Below are 15,543 nucleotides of genomic sequence, written 5' to 3' on the forward strand. Positions count from 1 at the left end.
TCAGAAGAGTGTGCCCTCTTCCGGGCCCTCCAGCTCCGTCAGCAGCTCCGGCCCGTTGTTCTTCACACTGCTCACCGCCGTCGAGACCGGGTAGGCCCGCATGAGGCCCGGCGGGGGCGGCTCCAGGAGAGCGCGCAGGTCGTCCACGTCCGTGCGGGCCGGGTCGAGCCAGGCGTCCCAGCGGTCGGGGGTCAGCATCAGCGGCATGCGCGGGTGGATGTCCGCGAGGGCCTGCGGGCCTTCCTTGGGGCCTACGGCCAGCGGGGCGGTCTCGGCCTCCGTGGTGATCACCGAGCACGTCACCCACCAGGCGAGCGGATGCTCGTCGGGGAGCGTCTTGTCCCGCCAGAACTCGTACAGCCCGGCCATCGCGAACACCGACCCGTCCGCCGGGGTCACGAAGTACGGCTGCTTGCGCGGCCGCTTCTTCTTCCCCTCGACCTCCAGGTCGCGCTCGGCCTGGCCGGTCACCCACTCGTAATAGCCGTCCGCGGGCAGCACGCACCGGCGGGTGGTGAAGGCCCGCCGGTACGACGGCTTCTCGTGCACCGTCTCCGCGCGCGCGTTGATCATCCGCGCGCCGCCCTCGGGCGTCTTCGCCCAGGACGGTACGAGTCCCCACTTCAGCTTGCGCAGCTGACGAACCGGACGGCGGTCCTCAGCGTCTTTGAGAGGACGGTCGAGGACGGCGTAGACCTCTTTCGTGGGAGCCACGTTGTAATCCGGCTCAAGAGCCTCCTGCGGCTCCCACTTCTCTATCTCGAAGATTCCTGCGAGATCCTCGGGCCTACGACTCGATGCATACCGTCCGCACATACGTGCCAGACTGCCATGCTGCGGCCGACGACAGGGAGCCAACTCAGCAATGCACACCTCCGCTTCCGCCAGCCTGAGCGACCTCTGGGACCGCCTCACCGGCACCCAGGCCGCCCCCGAGCAGTGGCTGGTGCTCGTCACCGCGGCCGTCGCCCTCGCCGCCGTCCTTCCGCACGCCGTCTGGCGGGTCTCCCGCAACGCCGTCACCATCGCCCACGAGGGCGGCCACGGCCTGGTAGCCCTGCTCACCGGCCGCCGCCTGGACGGCATCCGGCTGCACTCCGACACCAGCGGCCTGACCGTCAGCCGCGGCAAGCCCACCGGCCTCGGCATGATCCTCACCGCCGCCGCCGGCTACACCGCGCCGCCACTGCTCGGCCTCGCGGGCGCGGCCCTGCTGGGCGAGGGCCGCATCACGGCGCTTCTGTGGGTCGCCACGGCCCTGCTCGTCGCCATGCTGGTGATGATCCGCAACGCCTACGGCGCGCTGACCGTGATCATCTCGGGCGGGGTGTTCCTCGGCGTCTCCTGGCTCGCGGAGACGGACGTGCAGGCCGCCTTCGCGTACACGGTGGTGTGGTTCCTGCTGCTCGGCGGCGTGCGTCCCGCCTTCGAGCTGCAGTCCAAGCGCAGGCACGGGGGCGCCGGGGACTCCGACGCGGATCAGCTGTCGCGGCTCACGCACGTCCCGGCGGGGATGTGGCTGTTCCTGTTCCACGCCGTCTCGCTGTGCTCGCTCATAGGGGGAGCGCGCTGGATGCTCACGGCGTGACATCGGGCGGGGCGGGCCGGTCGGCCGCGCCACGGCACCCGGGCGACGGCTCGCGGTCACCCCGTGGTGGCCGGGTACTCCCCGCCCGTTCTCTGTTTCGCCTGGGTTTCGCCACTTTTGATCAAGATCTGCGGTCGCCGCAAGACACTAAAGTGTGGGCATGACCGTGAACCCGACACACACCGCCCTCTGGCCCGCCCCGCACGCGAGCGGAGCCGTCGCCGCGACGGTCCACGTGCCGGGCTCGAAGTCGGTCACCAACCGTGGCCTCGTCCTCGCCGCGCTCGCCGCCGAGCCGGGCTGGCTGCGCCGCCCGCTGCGCTCGCGCGACACGCTCCTGATGGCGGCCGCGCTGCGCGCCATGGGTGTGGGCATCGAGGAGACCGTGTCGTCCAGCTCCTCCGTCGCCGGCGGTCCCGACGGCTCCGGTGAGGCCTGGCGCGTGATCCCCTCGGGCCTGGGCGGCCCCGCCACGGTCGACGTCGGCAACGCGGGCACGGTCATGCGCTTCCTGCCGCCGGTCGCCGCCCTCGCCGACGGCCCCATCCGCTTCGACGGCGACCCCCGTTCGTACGAGCGCCCCCTGCACGGCGTGATCGACGCGCTGCGCGCCCTCGGCGCCCGCATCGACGACTCCGCCGTCGGCAACCCCGGCGCGCTGCCCCTGACCGTGCACGGCGGCGGCGCGCTGGAGGGCGGCCAGGTCGAGATCGACGCCTCCTCCTCGTCCCAGTTCGTGAGTGCGCTGCTGCTCTCGGGCGCGCGCTTCAACCAGGGCGTGGAGGTGCGGCACGTGGGCAGCGCCCTGCCCTCCATGCCGCACATCCGGATGACCGTCGACATGCTGCGCGCGTGCGGCGCCCAGGTCGACACCCCCGAGGCGGGCGGCGAGCCGAACGTCTGGCGGGTCACGCCCGGCGCCCTGCTCGGCCGCGACCTGACCGTCGAGCCGGACCTGTCCAACGCCCAGCCGTTCCTGGCCGCGGCCCTGATCACCGGCGGCCGGGTCACCATCCCCGACTGGCCCGCCCGCACCACGCAGCCCGGCGACGCGCTGCGCCGGATCTTCACCGAGATGGGCGGTTCCTGCGAGCTGACCGAGCAGGGCCTGACCTTCACCGGCTCCGGCTCCGTGCACGGCATCGACGTCGACCTCAGCGAGGTCGGCGAGCTGACCCCCGGCATCGCCGCCGTCGCCGCCCTCGCCGACTCCCCCTCCACCCTGCGCGGCGTCGCCCACCTGCGTCTGCACGAGACGGACCGCCTGGCCGCGCTCACCAAGGAGATCAACGAGCTGGGCGGCGACGTCACCGAGACCGCCGACGGCCTGCACATCCGCCCCCGCACGCTGCACGGCGGCGTCTTCCACACCTACGACGACCACCGCATGGCCACCGCGGGCGCGATCATCGGCCTCGCCGTGCCCGGCGTGCAGATCGAGAACGTCGCGACCACCGCCAAGACGCTGCCCGACTTCCCCGAGCTGTGGGCCGGGATGCTCGGGAACTGACGGGCGATCACGACCATGCGCCGCTACGGCAAGAACCCGGACGAGGACGACATCCGCGTCCGCCCCAACCGCAAGGGCAACCGCCCGCGCACGCACATCCGCCCCAAGCACGAGGACGCCTCCGAGGGCATGGTCCTCACCGTCGACCGCGGCCGCCTCACCTGCCTCGTCGAGGACCGCGTCGTCGTCGCCATGAAGGCCCGTGAGCTGGGCCGCAAGGCCGCCGTCGTCGGCGACCGCGTAGGCATCGTCGGCGATCTGTCCGGCAAGAAGGACACACTCGCGCGCGTCGTCCGCATCGAGGGGCGCACCTCCGTGCTCCGCCGCACCGCCGACGACGACGATCCCTACGAGCGCGTGGTCGTCGCCAACGCCGACCAGCTCGCCATCGTCACCGCCCTCGCCGACCCCGAGCCGCGCCCCCGCATGATCGACCGCTGCCTCGTCGCGGCCTACGACGGCGGCCTCACCCCCCTGCTCGTCCTCACCAAGTCCGACCTCGCGCCCCCGGACAAACTCCTGGAGCTGTACGGGGACTTGGACATCCCCTACGTCGTCACCAGCCGCGACGAGCTGGAGAACGGCGACGCCGCCGACCGCGTGCGCGCCGAACTCGCCGGGAAGATCACGGCGTTCGTCGGCCACTCCGGCGTCGGCAAGACGACCCTCGTGAACGCCCTGGTCCCGCCGGAGCGGCGGCGCACCACCGGCCATGTGAACGCGGTGACGGGGCGCGGCCGGCACACCACCACCTCCGCCCTCGCCCTGCCGCTGCCCGACGACGCGGGCTGGGTCGTCGACACTCCCGGCGTGCGCTCCTTCGGCCTGCACCACGTCGACCCGTCGCGCGTCATCCACGCCTTCCCCGACCTGGAGCCCGGCACCGAGGACTGCCCGCGCGCGTGCAGCCACGACGAGCCGGACTGCGCGCTCGACGCGTGGGTGGCCGAGGGGCACGCGGATCCGGCCCGGCTGTACTCGCTGCGCCGACTGCTCGCGACCCGTGAGCGGCACGAGGGCGACTGACGAGGGCGACCGACAAGGGCGACCGACGACGGCGACCGACCGACGAAGGTGACCCGCGAAGGTGGCCGATACGAGGGAGACTGACACGGGGGCGTCCGAAAGCGAGGGCGGCCAATCGGCCTTGAACTCCGCGTTGTTTACGTCCCCGTCGCTCCGGTAAGTGCATAATCGCACCAAGATTGATTCAAGCTTTGGTGAAGCGGTCACGGAACGTACGGACGTGGGAGGCACAACCATGGCGTGGCTGCTGGTCATCGTCGCCGGGATTCTCGAGACCGGATTCGCGGTCTGCCTGAAGCTGTCGCACGGCTTCACCCGGCTCTGGCCCACCATCGCGTTCGCGTCCTTCGCGCTCGGCAGCTTCGGCCTGCTCACGCTGGCCCTGAAGAAGCTGGACGTGGGGCCCGCGTACGCGGTCTGGACCGGCATCGGGGCGGCGGGCACCGCGATCTACGGCATGGTCTTCCTCGGCGACCTGGTCTCCACGCTGAAGATCGTCTCCATCACGCTGGTGATCGTCGGCGTCATCGGGCTCCAGCTGTCGGGCTCGGCGCACTGACGCCGGCCGCGACACGGGGCGGCTGACACCTTCGCGCCTCGGCCCCGCGACTCGCCCTCGGCCCCGCGGCGGCGGTCACCGCCCCGCCGCCCCCGCGATCACCCTCCGCACCAGGCGCACCGGATCCTCCTCCCGCCCCGCGGGCGCCACCACGTACGACAGCGCCACCCGCACCGCGCTCTCGCACGCCCGCGCCAGTTCCTCCGTCTCCGAGGGGCGGCCGCGCTCCGTGAGTGCGGCCATCGCGCGGTCCCTGACCTGGGCGATGAGTTCGGCGGGGGTGGGCACGCCCGCGTCGGCGCGGCGCTGGGCGGGGACCGGGGAGCTGGACACGGCGGCCCGGCTCGGCGCCGGGAGCCGCTCGCCCCAGAAGCCGGTGAGCACCGCTCGTACCAGGACGTTGTCGCGCGCCGCCCCGATCGTCCACGCGCTCACCGCGGCAAGGCGGTCCACGGGGTCGCGGGCCTGCGCGAGCGCCCTCTCGACGCCCCGCAGATACGTGTCGGTCTCGCGCCTGAGCAGCGCCCGGGCGAGCCCGTCCTTGCTGCCGAACTCGTTGTAGAGGGTCTGCCGGGACACCCCGGCGACGGCTGCCACGTCGACCATCCGCACCCCGGCCCACGGCCTGCGGGCCAGCGCGGTGTAGGCCGCGTCCAGCAGTGACTCCCGCGCTGCAGGCATCGTCGCCTCCCGCTGCCCCGGACCTGGACGGTCCTTGCGGTCCTGCTCGCCAGAGTTGACGCGCCCACGGGCACTGTCAAGGGTTCCTGCGGGCACCGCCCGATACGCGCTGTGGCCCGTCCGAATCGAGATCGATACTGTTCACCCATGCCCGACTACCACGATGATCTGCGCCTCGCCCACGTCCTCGCGGACGCCGCTGACGCCGCGACCATGGACCGGTTCAAGGCCCTCGACCTCAAGGTCGAGACCAAGCCGGACATGACGCCGGTCAGCGAGGCCGACAAGGCCGCCGAGGAGCTGATCCGCGGCCAGCTCCAGCGGGCACGGCCGCGCGACGCGATCCTCGGCGAGGAGTACGGCATCGAGGGCACGGGCCCGCGCCGCTGGGTCATCGACCCGATCGACGGCACCAAGAACTACGTACGGGGCGTACCCGTCTGGGCCACGCTCATCTCCCTCATGGAGGCGGGCGAGGGCGGCTATCAGCCGGTCGTCGGCGTCGTCTCGGCGCCCGCGCTCGGTCGCCGCTGGTGGGCCGCGAAGGGCGGCGGCGCGTACACGGGCCGCAGCCTGACGTCCGCGACGCGGCTGCGCGTCTCGAAGGTCTCGCGGCTCCAGGACGCCTCGCTCGCGTACTCCTCGCTGAGCGGCTGGGAGGACCAGGGCCGCCTCGACGGCTTCCTCGACCTCACCCGGGCCTGCTGGCGCACCCGTGGCTACGGGGACTTCTGGCCGTACATGATGGTCGCCGAGGGCTCCGTCGACCTGTGCGCGGAGCCGGAGCTCTCGCTCTGGGACATGGCCGCGAACGCGATCGTCGTGACGGAGGCGGGCGGCAGCTTCACCGGCCTCGACGGCACCCCCGGCCCGCACAGCGGCAACGCGGCGGCGTCGAACGGCCTGCTCCACGACGAGCTGCTCGGCTACCTCAACCAGCGCTACTGACGCGGACCCGCCCCGTCGGCGAGCGGCGAAGGGCGTGCACCGGCGCTCGTGGCGTCCGGCGAACTGACCCCGTACGCCCTCTTGTTGCCGCCCCGCGTGCCTGCGACTCTGAGAGCTCTCCCACTTGTGAACTTGTGAACCCGTTCTCCAGGCCGACGACGGGAAGCCTCCTTCCGCTTCGAAGCGGAGGCAATCCTTCGGCATCGCGTGGACCACGGGTTCACCAAGGAGGTGGCTCCAGCCCATGCTCGTCCGCGACGCCATGAGCACGATGGTCCTCACCATCGGCCCCGCCCACACCCTCCGGCAGGCCGCCCGGCTGATGTCGGCCCGCCGCGTCGGCGCGGCCGTCGTCCTCGACCCCGACACCTACGGCCTCGGCATCCTGACCGAGCGCGACGTCCTCATCTCCCTCGGCCTCGGCCAGGACCCGGACACCGAGACCGCGGGCACGCACACGACGACCGACGTCGTCTTCGCCGCGCCGACCTGGACCCTGGAGGACGCCGCCGACGCGATGTCGCACGGCGGGTTCCGGCACCTCATCGTGCTCGACGGCGACGAGCCGGTGGGCATCGTCTCCGTGCGCGACATCATCCGCTGCTGGGCACCGATACGCCGCGAGGCCGTGACCATGGCTTGAGCACGCCCGACGGGCCGGACCCCGGTGGGGATCCGGCCCGTCGCCTACGGCAAGAACGCCGGTGGTCAGCCGCGGAGGGCCTGGACCGCGGCCTCCAGGCGCTTGCCGAAGTCACCGTCCGCCTGCCGGAAGTTGGCGATGGCGCGCTCGGCGATGTCATCGCGCGACACGCCCGCGATGCTGCCCGCGAGGTTCTCGATCAGCCGCGCCTTCTCGCCCTCCGACATCAGCCGGTAGAGGTTGCCCGCCTGCACGAAGTCGTCGTCCTCGGCGTGGCTGGGCGCCTCGTGGTTGCCGGTGCCGCCGCTGACGGGCGTGGACGCCCACAGCGCGCGGTCCGTCTGGAAGGGGCCGCCGAAGCTGTTCGGCTCGTAGTTCTTCGCACCCTTGTGGCGGCCGTCGTACAGGAAGCCGTCCCGGCTGTTCGTGCGCGCCTCGGTGGCGTGCGGGCGGTTCACCGGGAGGTGGTCGGCGTTGATGCCGACGCGGTACCGGTGGGCGTCGCCGTACGCGAACAGGCGGCCCTGGAGCATCTTGTCCGGCGACGGACCGATGCCCGGCACGAAGTGGGCGGGGCTGAAGATGGACTGCTCGACCTCCGCGAAGACGTTCTCCGGGTTGCGGTTGAGCTCCAGCTTGCCGATCTCGATCGGCGGGTAGTCCTCGTGCGGCCAGACCTTGGTGAGGTCGAAGGGGTTGAAGCGGTAGTCCGCCGCCTCGGCCGCGGGCATGATCTGCACCTGCACGGTCCAGGACGGGAACTCGCCGCGCTCGATGGACTCGCGCAGATCGCGCTGGTGGGAGTCCGGGTCCTTGCCCGCGAGGACCTCGGCGTCCGCGGCGGTCAGGTTCTTGATGCCCTGGTCGGTCTTGAAGTGGTACTTGACCCAGAAGACCTCGCCGGCCTCGTTCGTCCACTGGTACGTGTGCGAGCCGTAGCCGTTCATGTGGCGGTACGACGCCGGGATGCCGCGGTCGCCGAACAGCCAGGTCACCTGGTGCGTGCTCTCCGGGCTCAGGCCCCAGAAGTCCCAGACGTTGTCGGCCTCCTGGGAGCCCGTGTACGGGTCGCGCTTCTGGGTGTGGATGAAGTCCGGGAACTTGATGGCGTCCTTGATGAAGAACACCGGGGTGTTGTTGCCGACGAGGTCGTAGTTGCCCTCCTCGGTGTAGAACTTCAGCGCGAAGCCGCGCGGGTCGCGCACCGCGTCCGCCGCGCCCAGGTTGCCGGCCACCGTGGAGAAGCGGAGGAAGGTCTCCGTCTCCTTGCCGACCTCGGAGAGGAACGCGGCACGCGTGTACTTCGTGACGTCCGCGGTCACCGTGAAGGTGCCGTAGGCGCCCGCGCCCCGCGCGTGCACGACGCGCTCCGGGATGCGCTCGCGGTTGAAGTGGGCGAGCTTCTCGAGCAGCGCCTGGTCCTGCACCAGGACCGGTCCGCCGACGCCCGCGGTCTCGCTGTTCTGGTTGTCCGCGACCGGTGCGCCTGCCTCGGTCGTGAGGGGTCCCTGCGTCACGTGCGCCTCCTGCGTCATTCGGTGCAAGTCCTGTCCCTTGGCGTATGCCGAACTCGATCCTACGATAGACAATGTCTAAGTCAAGTAAGCTTCCAAAGTCACACCCGTTCGGGACCTGGTCCCCCTGCCTGTTAGGCTGGCTGCATGAGTGACCTGTTGGAACGACTGCGCGGACGCGGCTGGCGCATGACCGCGCAGCGGCGTGTCGTGGCCGAGGTCCTCGACGGAGAGCACGTGCATCTGACGGCGGACGAGGTCCACGCCCGCGCCGTCGACAAGCTGCCGGAGATCTCCCGGGCGACCGTCTACAACACCCTGGGCGAGCTGGTCTCGCTCGGCGAGGTCCTCGAGGTCTCGACGGACCGCAGAGCCAAGCGGTACGACCCGAACGCGCACCGGCCGCACCAGCACCTGGTGTGCGCCCACTGCGGCGCCATCCGCGACGTGCACCCGACGGGGAATCCGCTGTCGGCCCTGCCCGACTCGGAGCGCTTCGGCTTCACGATCTCGGACGTGGAGGTCACGTACCGGGGCGTGTGCCCGAACTGCGCGGCAGCGGCCTAGCGCGGCTCCTCTCCCGCACCCCTTCTCGTACGAAGGCCCGGCACCCACGGTGCCGGGCCTTCGCCGTTGTGCGCGCACGGCCGTCCGGCGCGCGCACACGACCGAGGGCCGGATCCGCAATGGATCCGGCCCTCGGTCTTTCAGTAGCGGGGACAGGATTTGAACCTGCGACCTCTGGGTTATGAGCCCAGCGAGCTACCGACCTGCTCCACCCCGCGTCGGTGAACCCAACAGTACGCCAGGCCCACGACCAGCGCAAATCGCTTCCAGAGGCTACGCAGTCAGCTCCTGCCGCAGCGCCTCGCGCAACCGCGCGGCGCGCTCGGCGACCTCCGCAGGCCCGAGCTCCACGGCCCGGGAGGCCCACCGCTGCCCCTCGGTGAGCTGCCCCCGCCGCGCGTACAGCAGGGCGAGCCGCAGCGCCGCGCGCCCGTGCCCCGCGTCGGCGGCCCGGGTCCACCAGAGCGCCGCCTCCGGCTCACTGCCCTCACGGGCGAGCAGCAGCCCCAGGTTGAACGCCCCGTTCCGGCTCCCGGCCTCCGCCGCGAGCCGGTACCAGCGCGCGGCCTCGACCACGTCGCCGCGGCCCGCCGCGAGCATCCCGACCCGGACCTGGGCCCGCCGGTGCCCCTGCTCGGCCGCGCGCTCGTACCACTCCTCGCACTCGGTCTTCTGCGCCGCGGGCTCCCCGAGCGCGGGCGGCCCTGCGGGCGGACGCCGCGCGTCGAGCACGGTGCCGAGCCGGTACGCCGCCTCGGCGCTGCCGCCGCCCGCCGCGCACCGCAGGTGCCGCTCGGCCTCCCGCTCGTCGCCCTCGCGCAGCCGCGCCGTGCCGACCTGGAGGGCGGCGTCGGTGTGCCCGGCGGCGGCGGCTCGCTCGTACCACTTGAGGGCCGCGGCGTCGTCCCCCCGACTCGCGTACAGGATCCCGAGGTTGAACGCCGCGTCCACGCTGCCGGCCTCCGCGGCCTTGGAGAACCACGGCTCGGCGCCGGCCGCGTCGCCGCCCTGGAGCAGCAGCACGGCGAGCGCGTTGGCCGCCTCGCGGTGCCCGGCGTAGGCGGCGCGGCGGTACCACTGGTCGGCCTGCGCGGTGCGCTTCTGCTCGGCGCAGAGCAGGCCGAGGTTGTACGCGCCGTTGTTGTCACCCGCGTCCATGGCCGCGCGGTACCAGCGCTCGGCGGTCTGGGTCTCGCCGCGCTCGGCGTGCAGCGCGCCCAGGGCGTTGGCGGCGTTCCCGTCGCCGTCCTGGGCGGCCCGCAGCCACCATGCGGCGGCGTTCTCCTCGTCGCCCGCGTCGCGCAGCAGGAAGCCGAGCGCGCAGGCGGCGCGCGCCTCGCCGTCCTTGGCCGACGTCAGGTACCAGCGCCCGGCCTCCTTGAGGTCGCCCCGCCGCTCCAGGATCGCGCCGAGGTGCAGGGCGGCCCGCCGGTGCCCGCGCGCGGCCGCCTGCCGGTACCACTGCTCCGCCTCGTCGGTGAGCGAGAGGCCTCGGTCGCCGCCGCGCCGGGCGTCGGCGCCGCCCGCGCGGACACCGTCCTTGTGTCCGTTGTCAGAGCGCGCGTCACCCGCGCGCGAGCCACCGGCAGGGCGCATGTTCCCCATGCGCGCCCCCATGTCAGGGCGCACGAGACCGGGCCGCGCACCGTCGATCCGCCCGCCCGCACCGGGGCGCCCGGACTGACCCGGCTGGCCCGGCCGGCCCGGCTGACCGGACAGTGCCGACAGCGCGGGCCGCAGACCGGTCCCGGTCCGGACGCCGGAATCCCCCGGCCCCTCGCGCTCCGCGCGCTTGTCGAGCGCCCGCGCCAGGCGGTACGCCGCCTCGCGGTGACCCCGCTCGGCCGCCGTGCGCATCCAGCGCTCGGCGCCCACGTCACCGCGGTGCTCCAGGAGGTCGGCGAGGGCGTACGCCCCCAGCGTGTGGCCCTGCTCGGCGGACTGCCGGAGCCAGTACTCGGCGGCGGGCTCGTCGCCGCGCTCGCGGTGGTGGCGGCCCAGCGCGTGGGCCGCCGCGGCGGAACCGGCGACGGCTGCGATGCGCCACCATCCTGCCGCTTCATCGACATATCCACGCTGGTGCAGAAGGACGCCGAGGTTGTTGGCGGCGGCTCGGTCACCGGCCGCGGTCGCGGCCCGCAGCAAGGATTCGGCACCGTCGAGATCACCGCGGCGCAGCAGCAGGCTGCCGAGAACGCTCATCGCGTCCACGTCTCCGGCCTCGGCCGCGTTCCGGTGTCGCATCTCCTCAGCGGCCGATCCGGGATCCTCCCGTTCGGCCGACTGCGCAAACCGCCCACTCTCCAACAGAGTTGCCTTGTCCCCCATAACGTCCATCGTCGCACCACCTGCAACCTGGGTACACCTGGTATACCGCAGCCAGTGAGGTCACTTCAGCGTTTTGTCGACATGCCCACAGAGAGATAAGTGAAACACAGCTTTGCTCAACTCCCCCCGCCCGGACCACTCTTCGCACGAACCCCACACCGATGGCATGGGCCACCGGTATAGGCCCTGTCGCGCCGGGACCGGACCCGCGCATGACGAAGGCCCGGATCCTCAAGAGGATCCGGGCCTTCGCTTCAGTAGCGGGGACAGGATTTGAACCTGCGACCTCTGGGTTATGAGCCCAGCGAGCTACCGAGCTGCTCCACCCCGCGCCGTTGTGTAGCAACCGTACCACGGCGCGAGGTGGTGCCCGTGCGCTGCCCGCGCGCTATGGGCGGGCAGCGCGGCGACTAGCCGCTGTCTCCGCCGCCCTTGTCGGCATCCTTGTCAGGCTTCTTGTCCGTCCCGTCCGATGATCCGTCCGACCCCTTGCCGTCCCCACTGCCCGACGGCTTGCTCTGGGCGTCCTCGGCCCGCTGCAAGGCGTCCTGCAGCTTCTGCTGCGCCTTGCCGTAGGCCTCCCAGTCGTCGTTCTTGAGGGCCTCCTTGCCTTCGTCGATCGCCTTCTGGGCGTCGTCGATGGCCTTCTGGAGATCCGGGCTCCCGGTCGCCGGTGGCTTCTCCTTGTCGGGCTTGTCGGGCTTCTCGGGCTTCTCGCCCTTGTCCGGTGGCTCGGGAGGCGACTTGTCCGCCGTACCGAAGACCACGTTGAGCGCCTTGTCCAAGGTGTCCTCGAAGGCGATCTTGTTGCCGTAGGTGACGAGGACCTTCTTCAGGAGCGGATACTTCAGCCCGCCACCCTTGACGTAGACGGGTTCTACGTAGAGCAGTCCTCCGTCCAACGGCACGGTGAGCAGATTCCCGTAGTCGACTTCGGAGTCGCCGCCCTTGAGAAGTCTGATCTGTTCCGCGATCGCTTCGTTGGAGTTGAACTTGCTCTGGACCTGTTTGGGCCCGTCGACCGTCGTGCTCGACGGCATCTTCAAGATTCTGATCTTGCCGTAGTCATCGGTCCCCGCCTCGGCGTTGACCGACATGAAGGCACTCAGGTTGTCCCGGCCGTTGGGATTGAAGGACGTCGTCAGTGAGAAGTCCTGCGTCTTCTGACCGGGCATCTTCATGCTCAGGTAGTACGGCGGGACGGCGCTCGACGTCTGGTTCGTCGGGTCGTCCGGCACCTGCCACACCTCGCTGCCGCTCAGGAACGTCTCGGCGTCCTTCACGTGGTAGCGGGTGAGCAGTTCGCGCTGCACCTTGAACAGGTCCTGCGGATACCGCAGGTGGTCCATCAGGGCCGCGGAGATCTCGCTCTTGTCCTTGACGGTGTCCGGGAACGCCTTGCGCCACGTCTTGAGGACGGGGTCCTTGGTGTCCCACTCGTAGAGCTTGACGTCTCCGGTGTAGGCGTCGACGGTCGCCTTCACCGAGTTGCGGATGTAGTTGACCTGGTTCTGCTGGGCCACCACCGCGCGCTGGTTGTTCTTCGCCGTCAGCGAGTCCGCCGTGGTGTCGCCGAGCGTGGTGCGCGAGGCGTACGGATAGCCGTTCGTCGTGGTGTACGCGTCGACGATCCACTGGATCCTGTTGCCGACGACCGCCGGGTAGGCGTCGCCGTCGATGGTCAGCCAAGGAGCCACCGCCTCGACGCGTTCCTTGGGCGTGCGGTTGTACAGGATCCGTGAGCCCTCACCGATCGCTCCGGAGTACAGCATCTGCGGTTCGCCGAACGACACCGCGTACGCCGCCCTGTTGAGCGGGTTGGAGAGGTTGACGCCGCTCTTGCCCCGGTAACTGGTCGTCTTCTCGCCGTCGTCGTCGGAGTAGTCGATCTCCTTCTGGGGACCGCCGACGATCGAGTACTGCGTGGTCTTCTCGCCGTAGTAGATCCGCTGCTCGTACTTGCCGAGGCTGCCCTTGGACGGCAGGTCGGACTCGGTGAACTTCGGGCGTCCCTGGTCGTCGGCCTCGGTGCCCTTGGCCGCGACCACGCCGTACCCATGGGTGTAGCGGAAGTGGTCGTTGATCCAGTTGTTCTTCGGGATGCCGTCGAGATTCAGCTCGCGCAGGCCGATGACGGTGTCCTGGGCCGTGCCGTCCTTGGACTTGTACCGGTCGACGTCGAGGTTCGACGGGAAGCCGTAGTAGTTCTTCATCTGCTGGAGCTGCTGGAACGTCGGCGAGACGATGTTCGGGTCCAGCAGGCGCAGGCTCGCGGCGCCGGCGACGTCGTCGCGCAGCTTCGTCTTGTCCTGGGTCTTGCTGACGCCGGGGTACTCCCTGACGTTCGTGCCGCCGATGCCGTACGCCTTGCGGGTCGCCTCGAGGTTCTTCTCGACGTACGGCGACTCCTTGGCCTGCTCGTTGGGCTGGACCTGGAACTTCTGCACGATGGCCGGGTACAGGCCGCCGATGAGGATCGCGGAGAGCACCATCAGGCCGAAGCCGATGACCGGCAGCTGCCAGGTGCGCCGCCACAGCGTCGCGAAGAACAGCAGCGCGCAGATGACGGCGATGCAGAACAGGATGGTCTTCGCCGGGAGGTAGGCGTTCGCGTCGACGTAGCGCAGGCCCGTCCAGTTACCCGTGGCCTTGAAGTCACTGGACTTCACCGCGAGGCCGTACCGGTCGAGCCAGTACGCGACCGCCTTCAGGGCCACGAAGATGCCGATGAGCACCGAGAGGTGCCCGGTGGCGGCGGCGGTGGCCCGCCCGCCGGGGCTGGTGATGCGCAGTCCGCCGTACAGGTAGTGCGTCAGGGCGGCGGCGATCACCGAGAGCACCGCGGCGGCGAAGCCGAAGCCCAGCAGGAAGCGGTACCAGGGCAGGTCGAAGGCGAAGAAGGCCACGTCCAGATGGAACTGGGGGTCCTTCTGGTGGAAGGGGACGCCGTTGACCCACATCAGCCAGGTGCGCCACTGACCGGCGGCGGACGCGCCCGCGATCAGGCCGACAAGAGCGGTGATGCCGATCAGCAGCCACTTCTTGTAGGGCGCGATCGCCATGCGGTACCGGTCGAGGCTCTGCTGCTCCATCGACATGGCGCTCAGCGGCGGGCGCAGCCGGTGCGCCAGCCAGATGTTCACCCCGACTGCGGCCGCCATGATCAGGCCGAAGACGAAGAACAGGCCGATCTTGGTCCACAGGGTCGTGGTGAAAACGGATGAATAGCCCACGGAGCGGTACCAGAGCCAGTCCGTCCAGAATCCCGCGAACATGACGAACGCCATGGCAAGGACGGCCAGGACGCCGAGCGTCATGAGCAGGGTCCGGACACGACGGGACGGTCGGCCCACTCTGATCCGTGGCCCCGTCGGGCCTCCGCCGCGGTCCGGCATCTGGAAAGCCAAGGTGCGCACCTCGAAGTTCGCTGTAGCTGTTGCTGTGGCTGGCTGAAACGGGCCCCGCGATCGTAGAGCCCACTCATGCAACTTACCGATGCTTTACTCAGTTCCCGTTCCCGGGTCCGAACGAGGCAGGATATTGGACATGCCCAACGTTTCCTCCTCCGGCCCACCGATGGCCGCGAGTCCCCTCACCCGTGCAGTGCTCGAAATCGACGACTATGTCGCAGGTCTCGGCTGGGATCAGCCCGCACGGCTCTTCGCACTCGTCGACACCGCACGGCTCCGCGTACAGGAGCCGACCCTGGCGGACCGCCTCGGCCTGGCCGACGCCGCGGCCGCCGCGCCCCTGACCCCCATCGAGCAGGAGGAGCTGCCCGCGGGCTCCCCGCTCGACGAGTTCCTCGGCACCATCGCCTGGCCCGACTCGGTCGCGGGCTGTGCCCTGAGCGTGGAGCGCCTGATGCTCCCGCCGTCCGCGGAGGCGTCCGTTCCGGACGGTATGAGCGAGAAGCAGCTCGCGAAGTGGGTGGCCGAGCACCCCGAGCGCCAGGAGGTCCGCATGACCGTCGCGGTGCTGCGTGACGGCGCCCGCGAGTCGGCGCTGCGGCTGCGCGAGAAGGACGCGGCGACGGACGTCCTCACCGGCTCGGACCTGGTGCCGGGGCTCGCGGAAGCACTGGCGGCGACGTTCGCGGAGTAGCTTCGGCGGCGACGTCCGCGGAGTGGTTTTCCTGATCCTTTTCGCACGCTACGTGGCCGGGGCCGGCGTCGGCCG

General features: G+C 70.9%; 13 protein-coding genes and 2 tRNA genes. 8 read left to right on the forward strand and 7 right to left on the reverse strand.

Features of this window, described 5'->3' with window-relative positions; all coding sequences use genetic code 11:
- Entirely contained in the window at positions 1-816 is an 816-nt protein-coding gene (locus QUY26_RS12540) for an SOS response-associated peptidase (RefSeq protein ID WP_289946033.1), read from the reverse strand.
- 49 nt (positions 817-865) lie between these two features.
- Between QUY26_RS12540 and QUY26_RS12545 the strand changes: the two genes are divergently transcribed.
- The 4 genes from QUY26_RS12545 (at position 866) to QUY26_RS12560 (ending at position 4,683) form a co-directional block, all read left to right on the forward strand.
- On the forward strand, positions 866-1,588 hold the full coding sequence (locus QUY26_RS12545) for a M50 family metallopeptidase (protein ID WP_289946034.1): 723 nt from the start codon (positions 866-868) through the stop codon (positions 1,586-1,588).
- Positions 1,589-1,748: 160 nt separating this feature from the next.
- Positions 1,749-3,098, forward strand: coding sequence for a 3-phosphoshikimate 1-carboxyvinyltransferase (aroA, locus tag QUY26_RS12550; RefSeq protein WP_289946035.1), 1,350 nt, complete (start codon positions 1,749-1,751; stop codon positions 3,096-3,098).
- A 15-nt stretch (positions 3,099-3,113) separates the two neighbouring features.
- On the forward strand, positions 3,114-4,124 hold the full coding sequence (gene rsgA, locus QUY26_RS12555; RefSeq protein WP_289946037.1) for a ribosome small subunit-dependent GTPase A: 1,011 nt from the start codon (positions 3,114-3,116) through the stop codon (positions 4,122-4,124).
- Positions 4,125-4,359: 235 nt separating this feature from the next.
- Entirely contained in the window at positions 4,360-4,683 is a 324-nt protein-coding gene (locus tag QUY26_RS12560) for a DMT family transporter (RefSeq protein ID WP_289955672.1), read from the forward strand.
- A 75-nt stretch (positions 4,684-4,758) separates the two neighbouring features.
- Here QUY26_RS12560 and QUY26_RS12565 read toward each other — a convergent pair whose 3' ends face one another.
- Positions 4,759-5,364 carry a TetR/AcrR family transcriptional regulator gene (locus QUY26_RS12565; RefSeq protein WP_289946038.1) on the reverse strand — a complete coding sequence of 202 codons (606 nt, stop codon included), beginning with the start codon at positions 5,362-5,364 and terminating at the stop codon, positions 4,759-4,761.
- A gap of 147 nt (positions 5,365-5,511) precedes the next feature.
- Between QUY26_RS12565 and hisN the strand changes: the two genes are divergently transcribed.
- Positions 5,512-6,312, forward strand: coding sequence for a histidinol-phosphatase (hisN, locus tag QUY26_RS12570; RefSeq protein WP_289946040.1), 801 nt, complete (start codon positions 5,512-5,514; stop codon positions 6,310-6,312).
- 244 nt (positions 6,313-6,556) lie between these two features.
- Entirely contained in the window at positions 6,557-6,955 is a 399-nt protein-coding gene (locus QUY26_RS12575; RefSeq protein ID WP_289946041.1) for a CBS domain-containing protein, read from the forward strand.
- 65 nt (positions 6,956-7,020) lie between these two features.
- Here the strand turns inward: QUY26_RS12575 and QUY26_RS12580 are convergent, their stop codons facing one another.
- Positions 7,021-8,472 (reverse strand): catalase, encoded by a 1,452-nt coding sequence (locus QUY26_RS12580; RefSeq protein ID WP_289946042.1) that lies wholly within the window; start codon positions 8,470-8,472, stop codon positions 7,021-7,023.
- A gap of 144 nt (positions 8,473-8,616) precedes the next feature.
- Here QUY26_RS12580 and QUY26_RS12585 point away from each other — a divergent pair, with 144 nt between their 5' ends.
- Positions 8,617-9,036 carry a Fur family transcriptional regulator gene (locus QUY26_RS12585; RefSeq protein ID WP_289946044.1) on the forward strand — a complete coding sequence of 140 codons (420 nt, stop codon included), beginning with the start codon at positions 8,617-8,619 and terminating at the stop codon, positions 9,034-9,036.
- A gap of 144 nt (positions 9,037-9,180) precedes the next feature.
- Here QUY26_RS12585 and QUY26_RS12590 read toward each other — a convergent pair.
- The 4 genes from QUY26_RS12590 to QUY26_RS12605 form a co-directional block, all read right to left on the reverse strand.
- Positions 9,181-9,254: transfer RNA gene (locus QUY26_RS12590), tRNA-Met, on the reverse strand.
- 55 nt (positions 9,255-9,309) lie between these two features.
- Complete coding sequence (locus tag QUY26_RS12595; protein WP_436840310.1) at positions 9,310-11,280, reverse strand: tetratricopeptide repeat protein; 1,971 nt, start codon at positions 11,278-11,280, stop codon at positions 9,310-9,312.
- 342 nt (positions 11,281-11,622) lie between these two features.
- Positions 11,623-11,696: transfer RNA gene (locus QUY26_RS12600), tRNA-Met, on the reverse strand.
- A gap of 78 nt (positions 11,697-11,774) precedes the next feature.
- Positions 11,775-14,759: a UPF0182 family membrane protein gene (locus QUY26_RS12605; protein WP_289955673.1), complete on the reverse strand. Its 2,985-nt coding sequence runs from the start codon at positions 14,757-14,759 to the stop codon at positions 11,775-11,777.
- 151 nt (positions 14,760-14,910) lie between these two features.
- On the opposite strand from QUY26_RS12605, the gene QUY26_RS12610 reads away from it, so the two are divergent.
- Entirely contained in the window at positions 14,911-15,468 is a 558-nt protein-coding gene (locus tag QUY26_RS12610; protein WP_289946049.1) for a PPA1309 family protein, read from the forward strand.
- The last annotated feature ends 75 nt before the right edge of the window (positions 15,469-15,543 follow it).

Origin of the sequence: Streptomyces flavofungini, from assembly GCF_030388665.1 — a bacterium.
GTDB classification, from domain to species: Bacteria; Actinomycetota; Actinomycetes; order Streptomycetales; family Streptomycetaceae; genus Streptomyces; species Streptomyces flavofungini_A.

What these genes read in the sequence shown, in the direction of transcription:
- QUY26_RS12540 (WP_289946033.1), bottom strand. Translation starts at nt 816, where the DNA reads ATGTGCGGACGGTATGCATCGAGTCGTAGGCCCGAGGATCTCGCAGGA.
- QUY26_RS12565 (WP_289946038.1), bottom strand. Translation starts at nt 5,364, where the DNA reads ATGCCTGCAGCGCGGGAGTCACTGCTGGACGCGGCCTACACCGCGCTG.
- QUY26_RS12545 (WP_289946034.1), top strand. Translation starts at nt 866, where the DNA reads ATGCACACCTCCGCTTCCGCCAGCCTGAGCGACCTCTGGGACCGCCTC.
- QUY26_RS12595 (WP_436840310.1), bottom strand. Translation starts at nt 11,280, where the DNA reads ATGCGACACCGGAACGCGGCCGAGGCCGGAGACGTGGACGCGATGAGC.
- QUY26_RS12585 (WP_289946044.1), top strand. Translation starts at nt 8,617, where the DNA reads ATGAGTGACCTGTTGGAACGACTGCGCGGACGCGGCTGGCGCATGACC.
- QUY26_RS12575 (WP_289946041.1), top strand. Translation starts at nt 6,557, where the DNA reads ATGCTCGTCCGCGACGCCATGAGCACGATGGTCCTCACCATCGGCCCC.
- QUY26_RS12610 (WP_289946049.1), top strand. Translation starts at nt 14,911, where the DNA reads ATGCCCAACGTTTCCTCCTCCGGCCCACCGATGGCCGCGAGTCCCCTC.
- rsgA (WP_289946037.1), top strand. Translation starts at nt 3,114, where the DNA reads ATGCGCCGCTACGGCAAGAACCCGGACGAGGACGACATCCGCGTCCGC.
- hisN (WP_289946040.1), top strand. Translation starts at nt 5,512, where the DNA reads ATGCCCGACTACCACGATGATCTGCGCCTCGCCCACGTCCTCGCGGAC.
- QUY26_RS12560 (WP_289955672.1), top strand. Translation starts at nt 4,360, where the DNA reads ATGGCGTGGCTGCTGGTCATCGTCGCCGGGATTCTCGAGACCGGATTC.
- aroA (WP_289946035.1), top strand. Translation starts at nt 1,749, where the DNA reads ATGACCGTGAACCCGACACACACCGCCCTCTGGCCCGCCCCGCACGCG.
- QUY26_RS12605 (WP_289955673.1), bottom strand. Translation starts at nt 14,759, where the DNA reads ATGCCGGACCGCGGCGGAGGCCCGACGGGGCCACGGATCAGAGTGGGC.